Consider the following 19348-nt stretch of genomic DNA (forward strand, 5'->3'; position numbering starts at 1 on the left):
TTTATTTATGTATAAATAAGGAAAGTGTTTTACGAAAGGTTGGATGATGTTGAATTATAATCATTTACTTGATGAATATCGATCACTATGGAAAGGCAGGAATCTAGTTTCAAAAGAGGGTGCAGAGTATATCCTAAAAGAGGCAATCGCAAGAGAGCTAAAAGATGAAAATTCTCATCCGCGGGTCAGGAAGCCTATTTTTGAGAAATATTTTTTGGCTACAAAAAGAGTGATTGAATCCGATCTAACAGAAGAAAGCAAACTGGCTTTGATCCTGCTGCATTTGGAACAAGTAGAGCAAATGAAATAGCTGTTTCGCATGTTTTCCTATGTCGTTAATCCTTAATATTGTAATACTGCTGTAACAAAAGTAATGAAAATCCACTCTCTCAAAACCTGTCAATAGGCATTTCTTAGTTTAATTTTGGTAATGAAAAATACCCATTGCCAAAGATGGGGATTTATACCACTAAGGCAAACAGCTGTGAAAATTCTATGAAAGTCAAATGAATAAAGGGTTTCTCCTGATTTTGGCTTCATTTAATTTTCAGCAAATATGATAGATAATTACTTAATGGAAGATCCTTCCGAAATTATTACGAAAAACCCTGTGTTATGATGATTGTGCAAGCAAGACAAGCACTAAACTACACTATCAAACATCGGGAGGAAAACATACATGAATAAAAAAGTATTTCTATCAGTTGCAGCAGCAGCAGCTCTTCTACTAGCAAATCCAGCAGGAAATAAAGCAGACGCAGCTTCTAACTACCAAGCAAATCAGCCCGTTAAAGTTTACTATGCTCAATCATATGCAGTAAATTATGATCAGGTTAATAGTTTATTAAAGAAGTATTTTCCAAACTTTAATATCCAATGGAACGCACCAACATATCAGCATCAGGCAAAGGCTCCAGTACAGCAGCAGCCGGCAGCACAAAAGCCAGTACAGCAACAGCCAGCTGCACAAAAGCCAGTCCAACAACAGCAACAGCCTGCACAACAGCAGCCAGCTCAGCAAAAGCCTGCAGCACAGCAGCCTGCACAAGCAGCATCTGTAAGCGCATATGAGCAAAAGGTTGTCGAATTAACAAATCAGGAAAGAGCTAAATATGGCGTGCCTGCTCTTCAACTTGATGAAAACTTAAGCAAAGTTGCACGTGCAAAATCAATGGATATGAAAAATAAAGGCTATTTTGATCACACAAGCCCAACTTATGGATCTCCATTTGACATGATGAAGCAATTTGGCATCTCTTACAGCAGTGCAGGGGAAAACATTGCCATGGGTCAGCGTTCTCCAGAAGAAGTTGTTAACGCATGGATGAACAGTGAAGGCCACCGTAAAAATATCTTAAACGGAAGCTTTACACACATTGGTGTAGGCTATGTTGAATCAGGAAACTACTGGACTCAAATGTTTATTGGAAAATAATATAAAAGATTAAAAACCAGCGGCTTAATTATTAAGCCGCTGTTTTTTTTTATTTAAGATTAGTATAATGATTGAATTCTATAATAATCAGCTCGAGGCGCTTGATAGCAGGAGCCTTTGGAGCTTTAAATTTCATTCACATCAATTTCTGTATACTGCATATCTGTATTTTTCGGTATTCTGATTTCAAGGGTGTCATCTTTAAAGTTGGCTGAAGCCCCTTTTTTTCTTACTAATGCGGGCAGCACAATGGTATGCTTATCCTCATACTCAGGCACATGTTCAACAATTAGCTGATTGGATGTATGGAATATTCTCAAATCTTTAAGCCATTGTTCATTCTTGATTGGTATTCTGACAAATACATAATGGTGTGTTTCAAAAACAGATGAATTAAGGGCTGAGTTCTTTTGCTGATGATGATTTGCCTGAGGATTAAAAAATGATGAAAAGTTTCCGGGGTCCATCCCTTGCATATTTCCTGGCATCCCTTGCATATTTCCTGGCATCATTTGACTCATCATATCTTTTACATATTTCTCAATTTCCTCGGGTTTCAATTGTTTCATCATATTTAAAGTATCTTTTTTAAATGGGAACAAATTCCATGGGAACACGGCTAACCCTCCTTTTAGAAACCCGTTAATGCGGTAAATCCACTCCATTTTCACAAATTGAAGCAGTTTGGTTTTATTTTCACTAATGTATCCTATGCAGGCACCTAATTAGCCGTTAATAAAAGATGTGGCAAATAAGGATGAACCCCATTTCAGTTGCATATAAATAATAGACTTATTAGTATAATGGTAGTAAGAAATATAAAAAACTAAATTGTGGGGTATTAAATGTGAGAGGAAAAACAGCTTTAATTACAGGGGGAGCAGCAGGAATCGGCAAAAGAATAGCTTATGAACTAGCCGAATTTGGTGTTCATCTTGTTATCAATTATCGAAGCAGTAAGAAGGAAGCTGTCTCACTGGCCAATGAATTATCAAGTAAATTTGGGACGGATAATCTGACTGTACAAGGCGATATTACAAAGCTTACAGACTGTCAAAAGGTGGCAGATCATGCTCTATCCCATTTTGAAGGAGTCGATATTCTTATCCATAATGCAGGACCATACCTGCATGAAAGAAAAGTTATGGCAGATTATTCGATTGAAGAGTGGAATGATTTAATAAACGGAAATCTAAACGCTTTATTTTACTTATGCAAATATTTCATTCCTGGTATGAGAAAAAAAGGCTGGGGGCGAATTATTTCCATTGGCTTTGATCGGGCGGAAACAGCGCCAGGATGGATATACAGATCAGCGTTTGCCGCAGCTAAAAGCGGTGCTGCGTCTCTAACAAAGACGATTGCGCTTGAGGAAGCGGAAAACGGAATCACGGCAAATATGGTCTGTCCAGGGGATATTGTTGAAGAGTGGAAGGAAAAGGAGATAGTACAAGCTCAAGGTGTTTTGGATCCAGAGATGCCGGTACGCAGACCGGGCACTGGTCAGGATATCGCTAGAGTGATTGCTTTTTTAACTCATGAGAATTCAGACTTTATTACAGGCAGTGTGATTCCAGTAACAGGCGGAAAAGACGTATTGGGAAAAGTTTTTAGAAAATAAATTAGGAAAGAAGGGGAGGCCAAGGGCTTTCCCTCCTTTTTTATCTGGCGCCTTTAGTGTCTATTGAGTAACGTCTTTGAATAATAACCAGTCTTGTTAACAGACAGATCGCGCCAACAGCAAGTCCTGCTATTAAACCTGTCCAATAACCAAAAGCTCCCCATCCTGTATAATTTGCCAGATAGTAGCCAAAAGGAAGCCCGATGATCCAATAAGAGATCAAAGTCATAAGAAATGTTACATTGACATCCTTGTAACCCCTCAATGCACCCTGAACAGGAGCCTGAATCGCGTCTGACAGCTGGAAAAAGATCGCGTAAATAAGGAATTGGGCCGTTAATTGGACGACCGCAGGGTCCTTTGTATAGATGGATGCAACTTCGTCCCGAAATATTGAGAGGAAGATTCCGCTGATAAACGACATGAAAATGGCAATCGCTATCCCAATAAAAGCATACTGTCTTGCATCGTCAAATCGTTTGGCACCTACTTCAAATCCGATGACAATCGTTAATGCCATCGAAATGCTTAATGGCACCATATACAATAAAGAAGCGAAATTAATGGCAGCCTGATGGGCAGCAATAGTAGCTGTACTAAAGCCTGCCATAAATAAGGTTACAGCAGAGAAAATACTTGTTTCAAAGAAGATGGAAAAACCAATAGGCACACCAATCAATAAAATTTCCTTCCATTTTAACAGGGAAACCGCATATAGTCTGCGAAAAATCCTAAATTCTGAAAAAGGGATATGTTTGTGTACAATATAAAATGAAATTGCCATAATCAGCCAATAAGTAATGGTTGTGGCATATCCAGCACCAACGCCCCCAAGTTCAGGAAATCCCATTTTTCCATAGATGAGCAGATAATTAAACACAATATTGATTGGCAGCGATAACAAGGTAATGAACATAGACACCTGTGTTTTTCCAAGTGCATCAATAAAGGAACGAACCACATTATAGAGAAAAAGCGGAATAATTCCAAAACCCAATGCGGCTAGATAATCATGAGCAATTGTATGAACATTGCCGTCAAGGTTCATTTCATTTAAAATCGCGTTCAATGATGCTGCTCCTGCCGCAAAAACGATAATGGCCATGATAATCGATAAATACATGCCCTGGACAACGGAAAAGGACACCTCTTTGTGTCTCTTACCGCCAATAGCTTGAGCGACAATGGGGGTTATAGATAGCAGTATTCCGCTTAAGCCTGTATATACAGGCACCCAAAGGGACGAGCCAATAGCGACTCCAGCTAAATCATCTGAACTATAATGTCCAGACATAACTGTATCGAAAAAGCTCATTAAAAACATGGCCACCTGTGTAATTATGATAGGAAACAAAATAATAACAAGCTGTTTGATTTTTGATTTTTTATTAAACGTTTGTTCCATGGCAGTCCTCTTTTTCGTTTATACTCATAAGATATCATTTTACCACAATTCACTGCTTACTCGTAAAAAATAACTTTTAGTCATACTTTTCCCAGCTAGAGCATATAGTTGGTTAAAAAAGGACAAGCATTAGAAAGGGGAAATGGTCATGGCTTACAAAGGATCAAAAGGCTGGTATATTCAAAAATTAAAGGAAGAAGGCATCCGCAAGCACCCGATTGAACTGCGGAAACTTGAACTGTACAAAACTTATATTGTCAGAAACTTATATATTGAAAGATACGAAAAGAATTGATCACATAAAAAAGCTCCCAATTGGGAGCTTTTTTGCATTTGTAGCTGCTAGGCTTCTAATAAGTGGGTATTGTCCTGTTCCTCATGTCCCTTTCTAAGAACATGAAGGGTATATAAATCCTTTGGGATCTCATATAAATGAAAGACCGGGCCATTGGCATTGATCTGTTCATAAACATCTTTTCGGGTTTCATTAGCAAAAACTACATAAGGCAGCTTTTCGGCGGCTTTTTGAGAACGGATATTTTGCATTCTGATTCGCATAAAAATCGTTTCAATTCCTAAATCATAGAATGCTTCCTGGAAAAAAGCTTCTTTAGCTATTCGGTTATAGCCTTTGCCGTGGTAAGGCTTGCCAAGCCAGGTCCCTAAAAAACCGGCATTGTCTTCAATATCATATAAATTAATCGTCCCGATTGGAGTGCCCCATTCATCAAGAATCGTCCGTGAAATCAGTTCACCGCGATCCTCTGCCTCCAATGTCTGTTTTGTCGTGAAGATGAATTCGTCATAAGAATAGGCTTTTTGGCGCACAAAAGGGAAGACATCAGGGTGCACCATTAAATCGTATAATGCATGGCATTCATGAAAATCACGTTTCTTGAGCATAGGTTATCCCTCCAATATTGAGGACAGTCCACACTCCATGCCAAATAGAGTTCTTACGGTCCACCCTCGAAATTTTTTGAATACTGCTAAAAAATTTCGGGGTGGGAATCGAACCCACTAGAACCAGTTTTCACTGGTGGCGCACCATTTGCCTTCCCTAGCTTTTCATTTATTTGATTATAAAAATTTGTTACTCTCGTATAATACTAAAAAATTTTTCAGTTGGAAATAGGTATTTTGTGTATTTTTTTCAACAAGTTTCTACAAGAAATTTCAACAAATTACACATCATTGCTGGTATACAAATTCTCCATTAATCATCGTCCATTTTGGCTTAGATTGATAATGGAATGGATGGTGGCTCCAAAGAACAAGATCTGCATCTTTGCCTGTTTCTATACTTCCCAGTCTGTCATGTATTCCCAAGTTTTTGGCTGGAAGAAGGGTAATTCCTTCTAATGCCTTTTGTTCCGATAAGCCTTCTCTTACAGCAATAGCTGCACATACGTTTAAATATTGAATAGGTGTATACGGATGATCTGTAGTGATCGAAACCTCGACACCATGATCGGTTAAGCACTGATAGGTACTCCATGTTTTATTTTTCAATTCAACTTTGGATCGTCTGGTCAGTGTCGGGCCAACAGAAACTTTTAATCCGAGGCCTGCTAATTCCTGAGCGACCAGATGTCCTTCTGTGCAATGCTCAATCCGCAGATCCAAATTAAATTCCTCAGCGAAGCGGATAGCTGAAACAATATCATCCGCCCGATGTGCATGGATTCTGACTGGAATTTCCCGATTTAGCGCTTTTAATATTGGTACGATCCTTAGTGAATCAGGCTGATCTGAGTTTTTTGCATGGTAAAAGGCTTCCCGCAGCATTCCCATAATGCCCATCCTTGTAATCGAGTCTTTATCCCCAAGACTATGAATTCGTTTCGGGTTTTCGCCAAGGGCAATTTTTAAACCAGCCGTTTCTTTAATCAGCATTTTTTTGATGTTTTTTCCTGATGTTTTAATGACGGAGGTCGTCCCGCCTATGATATTGGCACTTCCAGGCATGATATGAACAGTTGTAATTCCGTATTTTATCGCATCTGTAAAGGCAGGATCTAATGGATAGACGCCATCCATAGCACGCACATGCGGACTCATCCGTTCAGCTGTTTCATTGGCATCATTTCCAGCCCAGCCCGTTCCTTCGTCATACAGCCCCAAATGAGTATGGACATCTATAAAACCTGGGAGCAAGTAATGATTATGGCAGTCGATGATCCTATGCTCGGCCTCAGGTTTAATATCTTTTGCCGCTTTGGCGATCTCTCCGTTTTCAATTAAAACATCTCCAAGGAATGGCGGAGAGGTAATCGGATATACATGGGCATTTTTTAATAAAATTTTCGGCATGATTTTCCTCACTCATCTTGTTTTTTTCTATTTTAACAGGGACAATGAAAAATAAGAATTCATTTTTTGAAAAATCGTTCTTTTAAACTTAACCGTTAATTTCCGCTCCAGGCGCTTCGCTTTCCGGGGGTGTTTTGCGAGCCTCCTCGGAGCACACGCTCCTGCGGGGTCTCACTTCAACGCTGATCCCCCAAGAGTCTACGCGCCTGCAGCGAAGATCAACTGAGCGATTAAAATTAACATTTTACTTTAACACTAACACCGCCAAAAAAAAAACCCGCTTGTGCACGCGGGTGAAATTACGATTTTTTCTTTTTATAAAGGAAATAAACAATAATTGATCCGGCAGCGATAAGGATAATTGGTGTTAAAAACGGTTTGGCATATTCTTTTATATCGCGCCAATGGTCGCCGAGCTCAATGCCCAGGAGCAAAAACAGAACCGTCCACGGAATCATGGCCGCCACCGTATAAGTGGTAAAAGTGGAAAGCGGCATTCTGGCAATTCCCGCTGGAATCGAAATCGCATGGCGTATAACCGGAACAAATCTTGCCGTAAAAATCACACCTGTACCATATTTTTGAAACCATCTTTCCGAGGCGTCTAAATGAGATTGCTTAATTAAAAGAAATTTCCCGTATTTGTCCAGAAACGGCCTTCCGCCGTATACGCCTATCCAATAAAGGAATAGCTGGGCTAATGTACCGCCAATAACGCCAGCAATTAGGGCACCGATAAAGGTGATTTTGCCAATGCTGATCAAATAGCCGCCATAGCTCAAGACTATTTCGCTCGGGATAACCTCAATCATCAAGCCAAGTGCGATTCCGGCATAGCCAAGCTGTGACAATAGGTCAAAAATAGAAAGAATGAATTCTTTCACTTCAATAAGCTCCTTTTCTCAAAAAATACCAGTCATTTGCAGAATGATAATCGATATTCCCAGAACCCAGACATATACAGCAAATATTTTTAGTGATTTTTTCTTTAGGAAATTTATCATCCAGACTACAGCCATATAGCCAAATAGGGCAGAGGATAATGTGGCAATAAATAGGCTTGTAAAGCTGATGGCTTCTACATGCCCTGACAGCATTTCCCCAAATTGCAGAACAATTCCCCCGGCTATTGCAGGAATGGATAATAAAAATGAAAAATAGGCAGCTGTTTCTCTGTCCAGCTTTCTAAAAAGGCCGGCTGCAATCGTCAGTCCGGATCTTGAGACTGCAGGAAAGATCGCTGCTGCCTGAAAAGTCCCAATAAATAAGGCATCTCCATATGTGATGGTTTCCATTTTCTTTCTGCCGTTTTTAATACCATCTGCCATCCACAGAATAAATCCAGTCAAGAGGAATTCCCATCCGATCGTGATTCCTGATTTCGAAATGGAATCAAACATATCCTTAAATAGAAAGCCAACGATTACTGCAGGGATAGTGCCAAGGATAAGAAGCATTGAAAGCTTGCCGAAAGGGTTCCTTATGATTTGCCAAAGCTCATGCTTATAAATGACTAAAACGGCTAGTAATGTGCCGACATGAAGCATCGTATCAAGAAACAATCCAGCTTCATCCAGTCCGAATAAATGCCGGCCTAAATACAAATGACCTGTACTGGAGATAGGGAGAAACTCAGTCAAACCTTGGATAATTCCCAGAATAAAAGCTTCCAATTTAGACATCAAAACACATCATCCTTTTTGCTGAAAAATACGGAGCTTGTCTTTAACAAATGTATTCATATTGGCCAAAACAAGAACAACAAACTTAGCAGGGATGAAATTAAATAAAAATAAATGAAACATTTTGCCCTTTGGGGCGTAAATAATATCAAAGGAATAATAAACATTTTTTAACTGCGGAAGGAAACAGGAGATCTTTTGCGTTTCCTAAAGGAATGGAGGAATTAATTAAATGCCATCGAATGATGAAAGACTGTTAGCAGCAGCTATTTATGTTTCAAGTTTCTTTACAGTATTTATTGGACCGCTTGTCATATGGCTGATTAAGAAGAATGATTCGCCGTTTGTGGACCACCACGGGAAGGAGTATTTTAATTTTCTCATTTCATATGGAGTGTATGGCATCATTAGCGCCATATTAATGATTGTTCTCATCGGAATTGTAACGGCATGGATTGTTGGCATACTTGCATTTGTCTTTACCATTGTTGCGGCGATTAAGGCTTACGAGGGAAAGGAATATCACATTCCATTTGTATTTAGATTGATTCGATAAGTTTAACTAGTTTTAGAACCTCGATTTTCGGGGTTCTATTTATTTTTCCAGAAAAAATATCATGTTTCGGCAGGCTAAATAATAGAATAGGAGTAACTCTATTAATTTGGGGAACAGAAGAACGGCCAGCTGTTTCCTGCAAGGAGATTAGCCATGAATATCCAGCAGTATTATCGAAAGTCAGCCTCCATTTCCTTAAATGCTAGCCTCGTGTCATTAATTCCTTCATTTTTTCTTTTGATTTATGGGCTGATTCTTAAGCAAGACGAACGAATGGTTTTATTATGTCTGCCTTTTTTAATTTATAGTTTTATTTGCTATCAAATTTATTTAATTAATGATAAACGGGTAGGAGGCTCTGTAAAAGCGCAGGAGTCCGACTGTGACTTTTCTAATCTGTTAAAACATAATCAGGTGCTGATTACTTTTTTGCCTGCACCTTCATTAAGGATGCTGATTTTTAATACAAAAGGCCAAATGCTTGGGGAAATCAGAGATATGAACTGGCAGAGAATTCGCTGGTTTGTGCCATATATGATCGACAGGATTTTATTTGAGCGGAGCTATGGTTTGTTTGACGAATCTGGTCAATTAAAAGCAAAGATTATCATTCAGAAAAACAACATAGCCTTGGCCGGAAATAGGAGCACACAGCAAATAAAGCTTTTACGGCGAACGCACGCTGAATATGATTTTTCGCATGAGGGGAGAAGAATTTGTGTTAAACGGTCTATGTTATTTACTGATATTAAGCTTTCAATTGGAGGTTTAGGGTATGCAAGAGTGAGAAAGGGCTTGCTGCCAAAAGAATGTGTGGGGCAAATTCAGGATCCTAACACGCCTGTTCTCAGCTTTGAAGAAGGGGTAAAAGCAAAGGACAAGCTAATGATTTATGCTATATTAGCCAAACTTTTTCATCACTCTAATCATTAATTGATGATTATGTGACAATGCAGTCGTTCCGCTGTCCCGAAGCTGCTTTTTAGTGTATGATAGGAAAGATAGAAACGGGGTAGTAGTGATTGGTGGTGCACACATGAAGAAATATATTCTCGGCGCAGTGGTGCTGGTGATAATTCTTGCGATTATTGATATGACCGTTCTGAAAGAAAATGGAATGATAGGTCTTGCTGATAAATATGAAAAAATCGAAAACGCTGAGCAGGTACCGATTGGAATCGTTGAAGGGAAAAGGGCGCCTGATTTTGAACTGACAGATTTAAATGGCGATAAGGTTCGTTTGAGTGAGTACAAGGGCATGCCGGTATTATTAAACTTCTGGGCTTCCTGGTGTCCGCCATGCAAAAAAGAGATGCCGCATATGGAAAGTATTTATAAAAAATATAAAGATGAGTTCGCGATCCTAGCGGTTAATGTGACAACCTCAGAAAAAAAGAAGGAAGATGTAAATAAATTTATCGAGGAATACAAGCTAACTTTCCCAATTCCAATGGACGAAAAGGGAGAAGTCTTCCATCAATATGAAGTAATGGGTTACCCAACAAGCTTCTTTATCGATTCAGACGGCATAATCCGCAGAGTAGTCCTCGGCCCAGTAGATGAAAAAGAACTAAAAACAGAAATAAAAAAATTACCTTAAGGGACAGGGGGAAAGGGACAGGGGGACAGGCACCTTGTCCCGTTTTTTTGATTAAAAAACGAGACATTGAACCTGACCCACTCTCCTCTTGTCTGCAGAGGGGAATAGTGTTAAAATTTAATTTAATCGAATAGGATTCCTTCGGGGCTGGGTGAAATTCCCGACCGGCGGTGATGAGGGCTTTTTAGCTCTCTTAGTCCGTGACCCGATTTCAATTTTTGAAACGGTGGATTTGGTGAAATTCCAAAGCCGACAGTGAAAGTCTGGATGGGAGAAGGAACAGTATATGTTTTGCGTAAAAAATATTATTTTTTTATGCTTATTTAGCTATGTCTTGTGAGCCCCGTACAGAAATGTGCGGGGTTTTATGTATTAACTGGAGAAATTATTGAAAAAGGAGCGTATTAATTAATTATATGTTAGATCACGATTATATGAAGCTGGCGTTAACATTGGCACGTTCAGCGAAAGGGCAGACAAGCCCTAATCCGAATGTAGGTGCGGTCGTGGTGAAAAATGGCGAAATTATTGGCATGGGTGCTCATTTAAAGGCAGGGGGCCCTCACGCTGAGGTGCATGCTATTAGAGCAGCGGGTGAGCGGGTGAAGGGTGCTGATATATATGTTACACTTGAGCCTTGCAGCCATTATGGAAAAACACCTCCTTGTGCTAATCTCATTATAGATTCAGGCATCAAACGGGTGGTAATCGCTTCTGTGGATCCAAATCCGCTTGTTGCCGGCAAAGGAATTGAAATGCTTAAAGCTTCTGGAATACAAGTGGACGTTGGCATTTGTGAAAAAGAAGCCCTTGAGCTAAACGAACCGTTTTTTCACTTTATTCAGACAAACACCCCTTATGTAACACTAAAGGCTGCCGCCTCTTTCGATGGAAAGACAGCAGCCAAAACAGGCGATAGTAAATGGATTACCTCTCCAGAATCCAGACTGCAAGTACATCAGCTAAGAAACGAACATGACGCCATTTTAACCGGCGTGAATACCGTTATACACGATAACCCTCTTTTAACCGCCAGATTGCCCCAAGGTGGAAAAAATCCCATTCGAGTAATTTTAGACTCACATTTAAAAATACCCATGGATGCTAATGTTATACAAGACAAGTCAGCAAAGACAATTATTTTTACAAGATCAGATGCAGATGTAAAGAAAGCAGAAGAAATTGCAAACTGTGGTGCTGAAATCATTTTTCTTGAGGAAAGAATCAGCATAGATAAGGTTTTGAAGGAATTAGGAAAAAAGAATATCATGACTTTATTGGTAGAAGGCGGTTCAGAAATCCATTCTTCTTTTATCGAACATGATGCTTTTAACCAAATGATTCTTTACTTGGCTCCGGTCATTATTGGCGGAAAATCGGCACCCTCTGTTGTCGGAGGAAATGGAATTGATTGGATGAGACAGGCAAAAAAGCTGACATTTGTTTCTTCCGAGCCAATTGGCCCCGATATAAAAATCGTAGCAAAGCCTATAAAGGAGGAGCGGAATGTTTACGGGAATCATTGAGGAAATTGGGACAGTAAAAAAAGCTGCTCAAATAGGGAATACGATTAAGCTAGTAATTCAGGCTGAAAAAATCTTAGCGGATGCCCAGCTGGGCGACAGCATCGCCGTTAATGGTGTTTGTCTGACAGTAACTCAGCTGCATCAGGATTCATTCACGGCTGATGTCATGCCGGAAACATATAGAAGCACCTCTTTGCGCGGATTAAGAGAACGTTCAAAAGTAAATCTCGAACGTGCCATGTCAGCAAATGGACGTTTTGGCGGTCATTTTGTCACTGGACATGTGGATGGAACAGGAAAAATCCTGAAAATTTCTCCGAGTGAAAATGCGATTTACTTTGAAATTTCAGTGCCGGAAACAATGAGCCATTTTTTAATGATGAAGGGTTCTGTCGCCATAGATGGAACATCATTGACCATTTTCGGCGTCACCGAACAATCAGTTACTGTTTCCATTATTCCGCATACGGCAAAGGAAACGGTGATCGGATCAAAAAACATTGGTGACGAAGTAAATATCGAGTTCGATATGCTGGCCAAATATTTATATTCCTTTGTCAATAGAAGAGAATATAAACAAGAAGGTCAATCAGGCATTACGGAAGGTTTTTTAAAGGACAACGGGTTTATCTAGAATTGTCCAGCTCCAGGCGCCTTACTTATAAGGAGGGTATACAATGTTTAGTAAAATAGAAGAAGCGATTGAAGATTTGAAGGCAGGCAAAGTGATCATTGTATGTGATGATGAGGATCGGGAAAATGAAGGTGATTTCCTTTCCATTGCTGAATATGCCACACCCGAAACAATTAATTTTATGGCAAAAGAGGGCAGGGGACTTATTTGTGTTCCAATTACAGAGTGCTTAGCAAACAAGCTCGATCTTGCTCCAATGGTAGAAAATAATACTGACAGCAAAGGAACTGCATTTACGGTATCAATTGATTATAAAGAAACCACTACTGGAATTAGTGCATTTGAGCGGGCATTAACAATAGAAAAAATGATTGCTGATGACGCAGCAGCCAGCGACTTCAACCGTCCTGGGCACATTTTTCCGCTGATTGCCAAAAAAGGCGGTGTATTAAGAAGGGCCGGTCACACAGAGGCTGCTGTAGACTTAGCCAGACTTGCCGGTGCAAAGCCTGCTGGTGTCATTTGTGAAATCATGAAAGATGATGGAACGATGGCCCGAGTGAAAGATCTTGAGGTAATCGCGAAAAAGTTCAATTTGAAAATGATTACGGTTCAGCAGCTGATTGAATATCGCTTAGATCATGACTCCCTTGTGAAAAGGGAAGCGGATATACAGCTGCCGACTGATTTTGGTTTATTCCGAGCGGTTGGGTATACAAATTCCATTGATGGCAAAGAGCACATTGCTTTAGTTAAAGGTGAAATTACTGAGGATGAACCGGTTTTGCTTCGCGTTCATTCTGAGTGTCTGACAGGTGATGTTTTCCATTCCCATCGCTGTGATTGCGGTCCCCAGCTGGCTGCAGCGCTTGCGCAAATTGAGAAAGAAGGCAAAGGTATCCTTTTGTATATGAGACAGGAAGGCAGAGGCATCGGCCTAATAAATAAAATGAAGGCATACAAGCTTCAAGAAGAAGGCTATGATACCGTTGAGGCTAATCACAAGCTGGGCTTTGCTGATGACCTGCGCGATTATGGCGTTGGTGCACAGATTCTTCGTGATTTAGGTGTAAAAAAAATGCGGCTGTTAACAAATAATCCGCGTAAAATCGCTGGTCTTGGCGGGTTTGGCTTAGAGCTTATCGAACGTGTTCCATTGCAAATGCCTCCACTAGAGGAAAACGAGTTTTATCTTAAAACGAAGAAAGAAAAAATGGGACATTTATTAACATTTTAAGGGGAGATTATTGATGAAAAGAGTATTGGAAGGACATTTAGTTGGTACAGGATTAAAAGTAGGAATTGTTGTATCCCGTTTTAATGAATTTATTACAGGGAAATTATTATCAGGTGCAGAAGATGCTCTCAGAAGACACGGTGTAAGCGAAGATGACATCACTATTGCATGGGTGCCAGGCGTATTTGAGGTTCCGCTTGCTGCAAAGAAGTTAGCAGAAACAAAGGAATATGATGCGGTCATTACTTTAGGTGCAGTCATTCGCGGTGCCACTCCGCATTTTGAATATGTCAGCAGTGAAGCAGCAAAGGGGGTAGCTTCCACTTCCATGCAAGCTGGGATACCGGTCATTTTTGGCATATTAACGACAGATACGATCGAACAGGCTATTGAACGTGCTGGAACAAAAGCAGGAAATAAAGGCTGGGAAGCTGCTGCAACAGCCATTGAAATGGGTAATTTATATAAGCAGTTTGAAGCGTAAAATGAAATGGGGACAGCATAGAATCGCTGTCCCCATTCTTTGTGTTAAAGTATTAGAATATTTACAAATTTCGACATCTTTTTAAAAAATTTCGTTTATAATGGGTATATGGATGTATATATGCTGCATATTGTCGGAGGGTAAATAAAAATGGAAGTTTTTGTTGCGAGGCAGCCAATTTTTAATGTTAGAGAAGAAGTCATCGGCTATGAGCTTCTTTACCGCAGTGATCAAGCTGTGAACAAATTTGCGAATGTGGATGGGGACCTGGCGACGACTGAACTTATTATCAATAGTTTCATGAATATTGGGATTGAAAAGCTTGCTAATGGAAGGCCGTGTTTTATTAATTTTACTGAAAATTTGCTGAAGACAGGACTTCCCACTTACTTTCATCCCAGTGAGATTGTTGTCGAAATTCTTGAAACGATTGAGCCGGATCAGGAATTAATCCAAATATGCCGGGAGTTAAAGAGTAAAGGGTATAAAATTGCGCTTGATGACATCATATTTCGGGAGAAGAATCCGTACTTTTATGACCTGCTCAAACTTGCTGATATTGTAAAAATAGATTTTTTAAACACTCCAGTTTCAATTAGGGGTAAGATTGAAACTGTTATCAAAAAGCTAGGATTGAAAATGCTTGCTGAAAAAGTTGAAACAAGAGTTGATTTTGAAGATGCTTTAAAAAGAGGGTATCATTTTTTTCAGGGGTTTTTCTTTTCAAAGCCAATGATTATGTCTTCACGTGAAGTGCCTGTGTATTTTCATTCATATTACGAAATTATTCAGCAGTTAGCCGCTGAAGATCCAAATATTGATATCATTACACAATTAATAGAAAGAGATGTTTCATTATCCTATAAACTGCTAAAACTAATCAATTCACCTGCCTATCGGCCAAAGCAAAAAATTAATTCTATTAAACAGGCGATTGTTCTTCTAGGCCTGAGAGAGCTGAAAAAGTGGATTTATATTCTAGCTGTTAGAGAGTCAAGAGTTAAGAAGAAAGAAAGCTCGGAAGAAATGATCAGAAATAGCTTAACAAGAGCAAGAATGTGCGAGGAAATTCAGCGCATCCGTTCACAGGCGAACCCATCTCCAAGCTATTTTATGACGGGGATGCTGTCATTAATGGACTCCATTTTAGGAATGCCGATGGAAACCGTGCTGCTTGATCTGCCGCTTGATGAAGAAATATGTGATGCGCTGAACGGAAAAGAAAATTCTCTAAAAGAGGTATTGTGCTTAGTGCTCGCTGTGGAAAAAGCAGAATGGACGAAGATCAGCTGCAAATGCCATGAGCTGAATATTGATGAAAGAGAACTATTTAAAGTATATGCAGAGTCATTAAATTGGTCGCATTCTCTAATTACAGATGGGAAAGAGGAAAGCAATGCCCTATTTTCTTAAACACCTAGGAAGCGGGAGTATATTAATACGCTTCCTAGGTGTTTTTCAAAAAGGAAAGGATCGGGTCAAAGTTTTGTTTTTCCTTTGTTTCAAAGTAGGATTGAAACGGATCCCCCTGAGTGCTGATTCGTTTCATGAGCTGAGGCAGCTGAAAGTTTGTCGGAGTTAGACTGTCGTTCACTTCCTCCCAGAAAATTGGTGCAGCGATGGTTGCTTCTTCTGTTCCGCGGGGGGAATATGGACAGATAATCGTTTTGCCTTCTGCATGCTGAATATAGTCAACATAAAGTCTTCCGCCTCGATTTCTCTTAAGCCTTTCTGTTGTAAATAAATCAGGCTCCTTTGACACGAGATAGTCAGCAATAAAGGATGTAAACAGCCTAGTATCATCGTATGAATACATATTTTCCGGAAGAGGGATATAAATTTGCAGCCCCTTATTTCCAGATGTTTTGATAAATCCGATTAGTTTCAGCTGGTCCAGGACCTCTTTAATATAGAGGGCGGCTTTAACTGCCATGCTAAATTCCTTTCTTGAGGGCGGATCAAGATCGAAAACAATTTCGCTAGGACCTTTGCTTTTTATTGTTTGAAAAGGAATATGAAATTCAAAGGCGAGCTGGTTCCCCAGCCACATTAAGGTTTTTAAATCATTGCAGACAATATAATTAATCCCTTCCGACATTGCTGTTTCAATAAATTCTGGCGCATAGTCAGGGCAGTTTTTTTGGTAAAAAGGCTCGCCAAAAATTCCATGAGGGTAGCGAATGACGGTCAATAGCCGGTTTTTCAAAAAGGGCAGCATATAGGGAGAAATATCCCGCAGATAATGGATATAATCAATCTTCTGTACGGCTGGTTCCTTCCAAAGCGGTTTTTCAGGATGGGTAATTTCCAAATCCTCAGGAAGATTTTTCTGCTGCTGCACGAATTGATCAATGGTACAGTCCTGGGGGTTAAGGTCGAACCTGAATTGATGAAAATGCGGTTCTCTCATTTGTTTTTCGTATAAATCCAAGTATTTAACCTCAACGCAAATGGCTGGATTCACAAAATAAAACTGGCTATCCTCTGACGAATGATTTTCCTTCACTATTTGAAAAAGGGCGGATTTTTCTTCAGGCTTTAAACCAAAAAGGAATTGCCCAATTGGAATAATCTCCCCCTGATCAAACACACCAGCATAGAAATACCCATTTGTTTTTTCATAAGCAGTGATGAAGCAGCTTACGTACTTCCAGTTCTTGTATTTTAGCCAGGCAGTTGTTCGTTTTCCTTCCTCCCACTTATTTCCTAATTGTTTGGCTACAACGCCTTCCCCATCATATAAGGTTACCTTTTCCCAGATTTCATTAAATTTTTTATACGGAGGAATCAATTGCAACAGCTTTTTGCTTTTTTCATCAGGCTTTACAGGAAGGGAGCATGTTTGAAAAAACTCATGAAGGATCTTCTTTCTATGTTCATAGGGCTCTCCGTATAGAGAGCTGCCTTTCATTGAAAGGACATCAAAAATGAGCAGCCTGCATGGGGAAGTTTTAGCTTTTTCTAGGACCTTTTTTTCTGAACGCATCCTTCCTCTAACTTGAATGGAACTAAAATTGGCCTTATATTCATTTTCCAAAAAAACTAACTCGCCATCTAATGTCAGAGGAAGAAACTTTTCAAATAGTGTTTTATTTTCCAATAAGAAGGCTTCAATTTCTGGAAATTGTGGAAGCAGAGGTTTCCCATTTCTGCTTGTCAGCAAAATCCCTGCATTATCCCAATGAAGAAATGCTCTAAACCCATCATATTTCACTTCGTACACCCAGTCTTGACCGATTGGTATATCAAACGTTAGACTTGGCAGCATAGGCTTCATACTCTAGCCCTCCATTCCGTGCCGAACAATGTTTACGTTTATATTGCCACAAACTTGAAACTGTACTCTTCTGGCAAAAGTTTTTACGTATGTCTGTCATTGTTTCACGCAAATTAAAGGTAAAAAAGAATGGAGTCTTCTTATGCATACGATGTGGAAAGGAAGCATTAGCTTCGGACTTGTTAATATACCGATAAAGCTCCATACAGCAACTGAAGATAAGGACATTAAGCTGCGGACTCTTCATAAAAAGTGTCATTCGCCAATTAAATATGAAAAAAAGTGTCCTGTCTGCGAAGTGGAAGTGCAAAATGATGACTTGGTAAAGGCATATGAATATACAAAAGGGAAGTTTGTGGTTCTAGAGGATGATGATTTAGAAAAGCTGAAAAAGGAAAATGAAGACAAAGCGGTTGAGATTATGGATTTTGTGGAGATGACAGATATTGATCCCATTTATTACGACCGCACCTATTATATGTCACCCGGAGATGGAGGAGGAAAGGCTTATTCCTTACTGAGAAAAGCTTTAACGGAATCGGAAAAAGTGGGTATTGCGAAAATTATCATTCGATCCAAAGAACAGCTTGCGGTGATTCGCGTGTATGACAACACGCTGGTCATGGAAACGATTCATTACCCTGATGAGGTCCGCAAAGCAGAGGATGTTCCCAATGTACCCTCTGAAGATAAGGTGACAAAAAAGGAAATTGATACCGCAATATTATTAATCGATCAATTAACAGCCAAATTTGAGCCTGAAAAATACACGGATGAATATCGGACGGCATTAATGGATTTAATTGAGTCGAAGCGGACAGGCAAAGAAGTGGTTACACCGGTTGATAAAGAACCAACAGCAAATGTGACAGATCTTATGGCAGCTCTTCAGGCATCAATTGATAAGACAAAGCCTGAGAAAGAAAAGGAAGCAGTGAAAAAGCCTGCAGCTAAAAAGAAGCGAACAATCACGAAGGCGAAGAAGGAAGCGTAATAGATGGAACAAAAAATATTGCCCGCCTCAACCTCGATGAAAGAGTTTGAGCAATTTTTAAAAAGCCCCTTTCAAATAGGGGTTTATCTTGATATGCATATTGCCCAATTAAAAAATATTAGCCAAATGGCCAAAGCGCATAATAAAAAAATGATTTATCATGTAGACCTGATTCATGGCATTAAAAATGATGAATATGCAACCGAATATATTTGTCAGGAATATAAGCCATTTGGTCTCATATCTACTAAATCAAGTGTGATCCTAAAAGCAAAGCAAAAAGGGGTCATTGCTGTTCAGCGGATCTTCCTGCTTGACACCCATGCACTTGAAAAGAGCTATTCATTGATAAAGAAAACCAAACCCGATTATATAGAAGTCTTGCCAGGCGCCATGCCGTGGATGATAAAAGAAGTTTTTTCCAGAGTAGAGACACCCATTTTTGCAGGGGGACTTATTCGAACGCGGGAAGAAGTAGAGAATGCATTGAACGCAGGGGCGACAGCAATTACAACTTCAAAAACAGACCTATGGGATGACTATTCTCAAAAATAACATAAATTTTTCTGCAAAATCATAACAAG

At 39.6% G+C, this 19348-nt stretch carries 21 protein-coding genes and 1 riboswitch; of the genes, 14 read left to right on the forward strand and 7 right to left on the reverse strand.

Going from position 1 to position 19348, the window contains the following annotated elements:
- Window positions 1-46 precede the first annotated feature (46 nt).
- Together yoyC and AC1Q59_RS05055 are read left to right on the forward strand one after the other, a co-directional pair.
- The gene (gene yoyC, locus AC1Q59_RS05050; protein WP_492364879.1) at window positions 47-310 is read left to right on the forward strand and encodes a protein YoyC; all 264 of its coding nucleotides are present in this window, start codon (window positions 47-49) and stop codon (window positions 308-310) included.
- 369 nt (window positions 311-679) lie between these two features.
- The gene (locus AC1Q59_RS05055; protein ID WP_492364704.1) at window positions 680-1435 is read left to right on the forward strand and encodes a CAP domain-containing protein; all 756 of its coding nucleotides are present in this window, start codon (window positions 680-682) and stop codon (window positions 1433-1435) included.
- A 125-nt stretch (window positions 1436-1560) separates the two neighbouring features.
- Here AC1Q59_RS05055 and AC1Q59_RS05060 read toward each other — a convergent pair whose 3' ends face one another.
- Window positions 1561-2052: an Hsp20/alpha crystallin family protein gene (locus AC1Q59_RS05060; protein WP_492364705.1), complete on the reverse strand. Its 492-nt coding sequence runs from the start codon at window positions 2050-2052 to the stop codon at window positions 1561-1563.
- Between the two features lie 230 nt (window positions 2053-2282).
- On the opposite strand from AC1Q59_RS05060, the gene AC1Q59_RS05065 reads away from it, so the two are divergent.
- Window positions 2283-3056, forward strand: a complete 774-nt coding sequence (locus AC1Q59_RS05065) for an SDR family oxidoreductase (RefSeq protein WP_492364706.1) — start codon at window positions 2283-2285, stop codon at window positions 3054-3056.
- A gap of 40 nt (window positions 3057-3096) precedes the next feature.
- On the opposite strand, the gene AC1Q59_RS05070 is transcribed toward AC1Q59_RS05065, so the two are convergent.
- Window positions 3097-4461, reverse strand: coding sequence for an MATE family efflux transporter (locus AC1Q59_RS05070; protein ID WP_492364707.1), 1365 nt, complete (start codon window positions 4459-4461; stop codon window positions 3097-3099).
- 148 nt (window positions 4462-4609) lie between these two features.
- Between AC1Q59_RS05070 and AC1Q59_RS05075 the strand changes: the two genes are divergently transcribed.
- The gene (locus tag AC1Q59_RS05075) at window positions 4610-4756 is read left to right on the forward strand and encodes a DUF2639 domain-containing protein (RefSeq protein WP_492364708.1); all 147 of its coding nucleotides are present in this window, start codon (window positions 4610-4612) and stop codon (window positions 4754-4756) included.
- 47 nt (window positions 4757-4803) lie between these two features.
- Here AC1Q59_RS05075 and AC1Q59_RS05080 read toward each other — a convergent pair whose 3' ends face one another.
- The 4 genes from AC1Q59_RS05080 to AC1Q59_RS05095 all read right to left on the reverse strand — a co-directional run bounded on the left by AC1Q59_RS05080 (window position 4804) and on the right by AC1Q59_RS05095 (window position 8456).
- A complete protein-coding gene (locus AC1Q59_RS05080) occupies window positions 4804-5364 on the reverse strand; it encodes a GNAT family N-acetyltransferase (RefSeq protein WP_492364709.1) in 561 nt (186 codons plus the stop codon).
- Between the two features lie 288 nt (window positions 5365-5652).
- Window positions 5653-6774 carry an amidohydrolase gene (locus AC1Q59_RS05085; protein ID WP_492364710.1) on the reverse strand — a complete coding sequence of 374 codons (1122 nt, stop codon included), beginning with the start codon at window positions 6772-6774 and terminating at the stop codon, window positions 5653-5655.
- A gap of 299 nt (window positions 6775-7073) precedes the next feature.
- On the reverse strand, window positions 7074-7658 hold the full coding sequence (uptA, locus tag AC1Q59_RS05090; RefSeq protein ID WP_492364711.1) for an undecaprenyl phosphate transporter UptA: 585 nt from the start codon (window positions 7656-7658) through the stop codon (window positions 7074-7076).
- Between the two features lie 18 nt (window positions 7659-7676).
- A complete protein-coding gene (locus tag AC1Q59_RS05095; RefSeq protein ID WP_492364712.1) occupies window positions 7677-8456 on the reverse strand; it encodes an undecaprenyl-diphosphate phosphatase in 780 nt (259 codons plus the stop codon).
- 232 nt (window positions 8457-8688) lie between these two features.
- Between AC1Q59_RS05095 and AC1Q59_RS05100 the strand changes: the two genes are divergently transcribed.
- The 8 genes from AC1Q59_RS05100 (at window position 8689) to AC1Q59_RS05135 (ending at window position 15906) form a co-directional block, all read left to right on the forward strand.
- Window positions 8689-9012, forward strand: a complete 324-nt coding sequence (locus tag AC1Q59_RS05100; RefSeq protein ID WP_492364713.1) for a DUF4870 domain-containing protein — start codon at window positions 8689-8691, stop codon at window positions 9010-9012.
- Window positions 9013-9165: 153 nt separating this feature from the next.
- The gene (locus AC1Q59_RS05105; protein ID WP_492364714.1) at window positions 9166-9945 is read left to right on the forward strand and encodes a hypothetical protein; all 780 of its coding nucleotides are present in this window, start codon (window positions 9166-9168) and stop codon (window positions 9943-9945) included.
- Window positions 9946-10048: 103 nt separating this feature from the next.
- Entirely contained in the window at window positions 10049-10612 is a 564-nt protein-coding gene (locus AC1Q59_RS05110) for a TlpA family protein disulfide reductase (RefSeq protein WP_492364715.1), read from the forward strand.
- A gap of 133 nt (window positions 10613-10745) precedes the next feature.
- Window positions 10746-10895: riboswitch (FMN riboswitch) on the forward strand.
- Window positions 10896-11028: 133 nt separating this feature from the next.
- Entirely contained in the window at window positions 11029-12138 is a 1110-nt protein-coding gene (gene ribD, locus AC1Q59_RS05115) for a bifunctional diaminohydroxyphosphoribosylaminopyrimidine deaminase/5-amino-6-(5-phosphoribosylamino)uracil reductase RibD (RefSeq protein WP_492364716.1), read from the forward strand.
- Window positions 12119-12772, forward strand: coding sequence for a riboflavin synthase (ribE, locus tag AC1Q59_RS05120; RefSeq protein WP_492364717.1), 654 nt, complete (start codon window positions 12119-12121; stop codon window positions 12770-12772). Before ribD ends, ribE begins: the two co-directional genes overlap by 20 nt.
- A gap of 43 nt (window positions 12773-12815) precedes the next feature.
- Window positions 12816-14009 carry a bifunctional 3,4-dihydroxy-2-butanone-4-phosphate synthase/GTP cyclohydrolase II gene (locus AC1Q59_RS05125; RefSeq protein ID WP_492364718.1) on the forward strand — a complete coding sequence of 398 codons (1194 nt, stop codon included), beginning with the start codon at window positions 12816-12818 and terminating at the stop codon, window positions 14007-14009.
- Between the two features lie 13 nt (window positions 14010-14022).
- Window positions 14023-14493 (forward strand): 6,7-dimethyl-8-ribityllumazine synthase, encoded by a 471-nt coding sequence (gene ribH / locus AC1Q59_RS05130; protein ID WP_492364719.1) that lies wholly within the window; start codon window positions 14023-14025, stop codon window positions 14491-14493.
- Window positions 14494-14643: 150 nt separating this feature from the next.
- The gene (locus tag AC1Q59_RS05135) at window positions 14644-15906 is read left to right on the forward strand and encodes an EAL and HDOD domain-containing protein (protein ID WP_492364720.1); all 1263 of its coding nucleotides are present in this window, start codon (window positions 14644-14646) and stop codon (window positions 15904-15906) included.
- 34 nt (window positions 15907-15940) lie between these two features.
- On the opposite strand, the gene AC1Q59_RS05140 is transcribed toward AC1Q59_RS05135, so the two are convergent.
- Window positions 15941-17770, reverse strand: a complete 1830-nt coding sequence (locus AC1Q59_RS05140; protein WP_492364721.1) for a DNA ligase D — start codon at window positions 17768-17770, stop codon at window positions 15941-15943.
- 142 nt (window positions 17771-17912) lie between these two features.
- Between AC1Q59_RS05140 and ku the strand changes: the two genes are divergently transcribed.
- Window positions 17913-18764 (forward strand): non-homologous end joining protein Ku, encoded by an 852-nt coding sequence (ku, locus tag AC1Q59_RS05145; RefSeq protein ID WP_492364722.1) that lies wholly within the window; start codon window positions 17913-17915, stop codon window positions 18762-18764.
- A 3-nt stretch (window positions 18765-18767) separates the two neighbouring features.
- Window positions 18768-19319 (forward strand): glycerol-3-phosphate responsive antiterminator, encoded by a 552-nt coding sequence (locus AC1Q59_RS05150; protein WP_492364723.1) that lies wholly within the window; start codon window positions 18768-18770, stop codon window positions 19317-19319.
- Window positions 19320-19348: the final 29 nt, after the last annotated feature.

The sequence above is a fragment of the Cytobacillus sp. MT66 genome (assembly GCF_058792595.1).